The organism is Devosia insulae DS-56 (genome assembly GCF_000970465.2).
In the GTDB taxonomy this organism is placed as follows: domain Bacteria; phylum Pseudomonadota; class Alphaproteobacteria; order Rhizobiales; family Devosiaceae; genus Devosia_A; species Devosia_A insulae.
The window spans coordinates 1-6,076 of sequence record NZ_LAJE02000270.1 but is presented as its reverse complement, the minus strand read 5'-3'; the positions used below and the strand labels follow the sequence as shown (position 1 = coordinate 6,076).

The following is a 6,076-nucleotide window of genomic DNA, read 5'->3' as shown; positions in this document are numbered from 1 at the left end:
CCCTATCGTCCAGCCTGAGCCCGGCATCACGCGGCCAGCGGTTCCGCATGTAGTCCCAGAAGGTATAGAGCGTCGCATCGGGGAATTTCTTCCGCAGCGCGTCGGTCCAGCCCTGCTCGAGCAGCCGCTGGAACTGCTGGCGGCTCTCCGGCTGCACCAGGGCGTTGTCGCGGTACGAGGTGGTGACGTAGATGTCGCGCGCCTCTGGCACGATATTGTAGTCGCCCGCCAGCACCACCGGTACTCCGCTGTCGAACAGCTCTGCCGCATGCGCGATCAGCCGCTCGCCCCAGCTGAGCTTGTAGTCGAATTTCGGCCCGGGTTGCGGGTTGCCGTTGGGCGCATAGAGCGAGGCGATCACCACCCCGTTCACCGCCGCCTCGATGTAGCGCGCCTGTGCGTCCTCAGGGTCGCCCGGCAGCGACTCCTGCGTCAGCACCGGCTCGACGCCCTTGGCGAGGATGGCGACGCCATTCCAGCTTGCCTCGCCCCGCCACACCGCCCCATAGCCGGCATTGGCCAGCGCCGTTGCCGGGAACTGGTGATCCCGCGCCTTCAGCTCCTGCAGGCAGACGACATCCGGCTCGGCCTCGTCCAGCCAGGCGAGCAGATTGTCCAGCCGCCGGTTGACGTTGTTGATGTTGAAGGTGGCGACCTTCAAGGCGCGATGCGCCCGACCCACGCCGTGACGCTGTCGGCCACCGTCTTCAGGTGATCGGCAGTCGAGAACCCCGAAATGGCCTTGCGCGGTTTCAGGTCATGGTCGCCATCCTCGAGCCACTTCACCTCGATCTGCGGCGACAACCCATAGGTCGCGACCTCGTCCGGCACGCCGAACTCGTCGCGGGTGCCCTGGCAGATCAGCGCCGGGGTCTTGAGCCCGATCAGGTGCTTGGTGCGCAACTGCGTCGGCCGCCCCGGCGGGTGGAACGGATAGCCGAGGCAGACGAGCCCGGCGATCCGCCCGGCTTCAAACTCGGCATCGGCGATCATGCTGGCGACCCGGCCGCCCATCGATTTGCCGCCGATCAGCAGCGGCCCGGTGGTCGGTCCGAGATCGTCGATCGCCGCCACATATTCCGGCATCACCGTCTCGGCCTTCGGCGGCGGCTTCTTGCCCGCCTCGGCCCGTCGCCCCGCCATATAGCCGAACTCGAAGCGCGCCACCCGGAAGCCGGCCGCGGCCAGCGCCTTGGTGGTGGCGTTCATCGAGGCCGAGTCCATCGGCGCCCCGGCGCCATGCGCCAGGAGGATGGTCACCCGAGCATCCTCGGGGCCGTCAAAGAGAAAACTGGTCGTCATCAGCCAGCCGATTTCCGTGTGTGAAGGTCCGCATAGGCGATACCGCGCGAGGCGGTCTTCGCCCAGTCCGAGTCCTGGTCGAGTTCGAGATAGCGCACCCACCAGCGCCGCGCTTCGCCGAGATTGCCGGCGTCATATTCGAGCGTCGCAAGGTTGTAGATCGCATCTGCATAGTCAGGGTCGATGTCGATCGCCGTCTTCAGGTGCTGGCGCGCGATGGCGATCTTGCCTTCCTCGCGCAGCAGCCCGGCATAGTTGAACCATGCCTCGACGAAATCCGGGTCGCGCTTGATCGCCTGCATATAGGCGTTCGCCGCCTCGGAATTGTCGTTCGCGGCTTTGAGGCAATTGGCCCGGTTATAGGCCGCCACCGAATCGTTGGGGTCGATCGACAGGCAGTGCCCGTAAAGCACCGCCGCCTCGGCAAATAGCCCGGCCGCTTCGGCCGCCTCGGCGAGCGAGAAATACTCCTCGGATTCGTCCTCGATCGGCGCCAGCGCCAGGAGCCGCTGTCCATCGAGCTCGGCCGGCTGGTCGCCGATCAGCGCCCGGATGCGCTTCGGCCCGCCCGGGTGCAGCGACATCGCGGTCAGCGACTGCACCGGCCCGGAGCGATGCACCGAGCGCGCAATCGCCCCCCAGGTGGCGCCGCCGGCCAGGAGCCCGGCATATTTGCGCGACAGGATCAGGTCGCGGAACGAGAAGGGCTCGGCGTGATGCTCGAAGGCGTCGAACAGCACCAGGAGATCAAAGGCGCGGGCATCGAGCTTACTCTGATCGAGCAATGACTGCCGGCTGAGGTTGGATTGCTCGGGCGCGCTCAACAGCCCGAGCCAGCGCAGAAAGCCGTTCTCGCTGAGGAGCGTCGCGTCGGTTTCGCGCAAGCTCGCGACCTTGGCCTCGATCTCGGCGTCGGTCAGCTTGTCCAGCAGTGTCCGACCCAGCACCAGCGTGCCGGTATGGCGGGTCAGGCCACGCCGCAGCCGGCTGCCCTTGGTCCCCATCGCCCGCGCCGCCAGCCGTCGCGGAAACGCACTGAGCGCTCCCACGATACCGACAGTGCTGTCCGATTTCCGCATCAGCTGATTCTACAGCTTTGTATGGGTGATCCGCCAGCCCGGTGTGCTTGGCGCCCCTCACCCCGCGGTGAGGCCTTCGGCCTCTCCGCCGCCCTCTCCCCAGAGGGGCGAGGGGGCGATGTGGCACTGCCGGTGCAAAGCGCGTCCCCTCGCCCCTCTGGGGAGAGGGTTAGGGTGAGGGGCGCCAAGCACACCGGCCTTACGCCTTCTTCTTCGCCGCCGGTTTTGCCGCCGCCGCCTTGGACGCCGCCACGGCTTCCTTCAGCGTCGGCTTCTTCGCTGCGGGCTTCTCCGCCGGCTCGGCCTTGGCCTTGCTCGGCGCGGCGGGCTCGGCCTTGGCCTTGCTCGGCGCGGCGGGCTTGGCCTGTCCCAGGCTCGCCTTCAGGGCATCCATCAGGTTGATGACATTGCCGCGCTCCGGCGCTGCCGCGATGATCGGCTTGTGGCCCTTGAGCTTCTCGCGGATCATCTGCATCAGCGCGACTTCGTAGCGGTCCTCATAGTCCTTAGGATTGAATTCCTTGACCTTCTGCTCGATCAGCTTTTCGGCGAGATCGAGCATTTCCTGGTCCGGCTTCACCTCGGGGATGTTGCCGAAGTACTCGGCCGTGCCGCGCACCTCGCTCGGGTTGCGCAGCACCGTGACGAACATGCCGTTCTCGCGCGCTCCGATGGTGATCACCCGCTCGCGGTTGGTCAGCACCAGCCGCGCGATGGCGAGCTTGCCCGACTGCCGCATCGCTTCACGCAGCACGGCGAAGGTTTCTTCCGCCATCGCTCCATCCGGCGCCAGGTAATACGGCGCGTCCTGGTAAATGACGTCGACCTCGTCTTCGTCGACGAAAGCCTCGATGTTCATGGTGTGGTTGGATTCGATCCGCACCGCATCGAGATCGCTCTCGTCGATGATGATGTACTGCTTGTCCTCGTACTCATAGCCTTTGACGAGGTCGCTGCGCTCCACCAGACCCAGCTCAGGGTCGACCGGCTTCATGTTGATCCGGTTGTGGGTGTCCTTGTGCAGCTGGTTGAAGGTGATCCGTTCCGACGCGCTCGTCGCCGGATACATCTTCACCGGACAGCTGACCAAACTCAGCTTGATATAGCCTTTCCAGCTTGCCCTGGGTGCCACCTTCGTCTCCTACGCGCGCGTACTACGTCCAGCCTTGGATGATGCAGGCAGAGGCCGGGCTGACAGGTTAATCTCGGCCCACGGATCGCCGGACGTGGTTAATAATCCCGGAAGCGTAGAGTAGTTCAAATCCACCGGAGCGTCGATGCTTTCGAGGTCGCGCCAGTCGAGTGGCGTCGAGGCCGGCATATTGGTCCGCGCCCGCAGCGAATAGGGTGACACCGCCGTGGCACTGCGGGCGTTGCGGTGGATATCGATCAGGATGCGGCGCTTGCGGTTCTGCGCCCCGATGGTGGTGACGAACGTGTCGGGCGCGGTCTTGGCCATCGTCGCGGCCATCTCGCCGGTCACCGCGTGCACCTGCTTCCAGTTCTGCTTCGGCTCGATCGGCACCACCAGATGCAGGCCCTTGCCGCCCGAGGTCTTGACGAACGGCACCAGCCCGAACGCCTCGAGCTCACCGCGCAGGTGCACTGCCGCTTCCACCACTTCGCGGAATTCGATCCCCTCGCCCGGGTCGAGGTCGAAGGTCACCCGGTCGGGCTTGTCGAGATGCGTCAGGTGGCTGCCCCAGGCATGAAACTCCACCACGCCGAACTGCGCCAGCGCCAGGTAGCCCTTGGCGTCCTCGATGGTAAGGTAGGTCTTGTCTTCCTCATCGGAATTCTGCGTCTCGAATACGTTGATGCTCTTCGGCATGCCCTTGAAGGCGTGGCGCTGGAAGAAGCAGTCCTTCGACAACCCGGTCGGGCAGCGGAACAGCGACACCGGCCGGTTGAACAGATGCGGCAGCATGAAATCGCCAACCGCCGCATAGTAGACCGCGATATCGAGCTTGGTCGGCCCGCTCTTGCCGAACAGCCGCCGCTCCGGGTTGGTGATCGTAATGGAAGCGAGGTCGGCATCGGTGATCAGCCGCTGCCGTGGCGCCGCCGAGGCGGTGAGCTCGGTCTCGATCAGGCCCTTGAACACCGAGTGCCGCAGCAGCTTGTCCGAGGTGATGTTGGCGTAGTGCACCTTGCAGCGCAGCACCGGCTGCACCCAGATGATGTCCTTGGGCGCCCCTTCGAGCTTCAGCGCCGGATCCTGCAACGGCTCGAGCCGGCGCAATAGCTGCGCCAGCATCGGCGCATCGAACCCGGTGCCGCATTTGCCACGATACTCGAGCTCGCCATCGACGAACTCGGCCAGCGCCAGCGAGGCCAGCCCTTCGGCCGCCGCCGACACGGTATATCCTGCTATGACGAAGTCGCCGACCGGCTTGGCCTTCACCTTCACCCAGGTGGTGGTCCGCCCCGACTGGTAGGTGGCGTTGGTCCGCTTCGAGACGATCCCCTCGAGCCCCAGTGCCGAGGCCCGCTCGTAGAGCGCCTCGCCGTCACCCTCGACATGGTCGCTGAGCTGGATCGCCGAACGCCCGCTGATGTGCCCGCCCAGCATCTGCGACAGCAGCTGCTTGCGGTCAGTCAGCCCTGCCCCCCTCAGGTCGTAACCATCGAGATAGAGCAGGTCGAAGGCATAGAAATGCAGCTTGCTGCCCGCCCCCTCCGACAAGGCATCCTGCAGCGCCGAGAAGCGCGAGATCCCCTTCTCGTCCAGCACCACGATCTCGCCATCGATGATCGCCTGCTTCATCGGCAGCTTGGCGAACTCCTTGGGCAGGTCGCCATAGCGCTTGGTCCAGTCGATGCCGCTGCGGGTGATCAGCTTCACCTTGCCGTCGATGACATGGGCGATGGTGCGATAACCGTCGAACTTGATCTCGTGCACCCACTGCGCCGCCCTCGTCTCCTGCGGCGGCTCGGTCGCCGAGGCGGCGAGCTGTGGCTCCACCTGCTCGGGCGGCGGCACCTTCACCGCGCCCGTGACGGCGGAGGCCTTCAGCAGCTTGACCGGTTTCGGTTTCGCCGCCTCCAGCAACTGCTCGGTGGTCATCCCGGATTTCACGCTTTCCGGCCGCTCGGCGAGGATATCGGTCTCGGTATCGACGGCCGGATCGTGCTCCTTGAACAGCAGCCAGTTTTCCTTGTCGTTGTCGCCCGGGCGGCCCTTGAGCTTAGTGAGCATCCAGCCGCCCTTCAGCTTTTCGCCCCATAGCCGGAACTTGAAACCGCCCTTCCTGAGGCCGGCGTCGACATCCTCCATCGGCGCCCAGTCGCCGGTATCCCAGACGATCATCGGCCCGCCGCCATACTCGCCCTCAGGGATCACCCCCTCGAAGTCGATATATTCGATCGGATGGTCCTCGGTATGCACCGCCAGCCGCTTGTCGGCCGGGTTCAGCGACGGGCCGCGCGGCACCGCCCAGCTCAGCAGCACCCCATCATGCTCGAGGCGGAGGTCATAGTGGTCGGCGGTGGCCGAATGCTTGTGCACCACGAAGCGCGTGCTGCCGGACGCCACCGCGCCACCGGCGGGCTCCGTGGTTTTGGAGAAGTCGCGTTTCCCGCGGTACTTGTTGAGCTTGGTCTCGGCCATGGTATGAAGCTAGAGCATTTCACGATTGAATTGCAGTGCTTTGGCTCCGGCCGCGAGCTCGCCTCCCCCTTGAGGGGAGGGGTTG

At 65.4% G+C, this 6,076-nt stretch carries 5 protein-coding genes; all 5 read right to left on the bottom strand.

Annotated elements, in window-relative coordinates; genetic code table 11:
• The coding region (locus tag VW23_RS19015; RefSeq protein WP_069911121.1) for an exodeoxyribonuclease III at window positions 1-661 on the bottom strand (661 nt) is incomplete at its 3' end.
• A complete protein-coding gene (locus VW23_RS19010) occupies window positions 658-1,302 on the bottom strand; it encodes an alpha/beta hydrolase family protein (protein WP_069911120.1) in 645 nt (214 codons plus the stop codon). The genes VW23_RS19010 and VW23_RS19015, both read right to left, overlap by 4 nt.
• Window positions 1,302-2,381, bottom strand: coding sequence for a tetratricopeptide repeat protein (locus VW23_RS19005; protein ID WP_069911119.1), 1,080 nt, complete (start codon window positions 2,379-2,381; stop codon window positions 1,302-1,304). Before VW23_RS19005 ends, VW23_RS19010 begins: the two co-directional genes overlap by 1 nt.
• A 199-nt stretch (window positions 2,382-2,580) precedes the next feature.
• Entirely contained in the window at window positions 2,581-3,513 is a 933-nt protein-coding gene (gene ku, locus VW23_RS19000; protein ID WP_069911118.1) for a non-homologous end joining protein Ku, read from the bottom strand.
• A gap of 9 nt (window positions 3,514-3,522) precedes the next feature.
• Window positions 3,523-5,991: a DNA ligase D gene (gene ligD, locus VW23_RS18995; protein ID WP_069911117.1), complete on the bottom strand. Its 2,469-nt coding sequence runs from the start codon at window positions 5,989-5,991 to the stop codon at window positions 3,523-3,525.
• Window positions 5,992-6,076 lie beyond the last annotated feature (85 nt).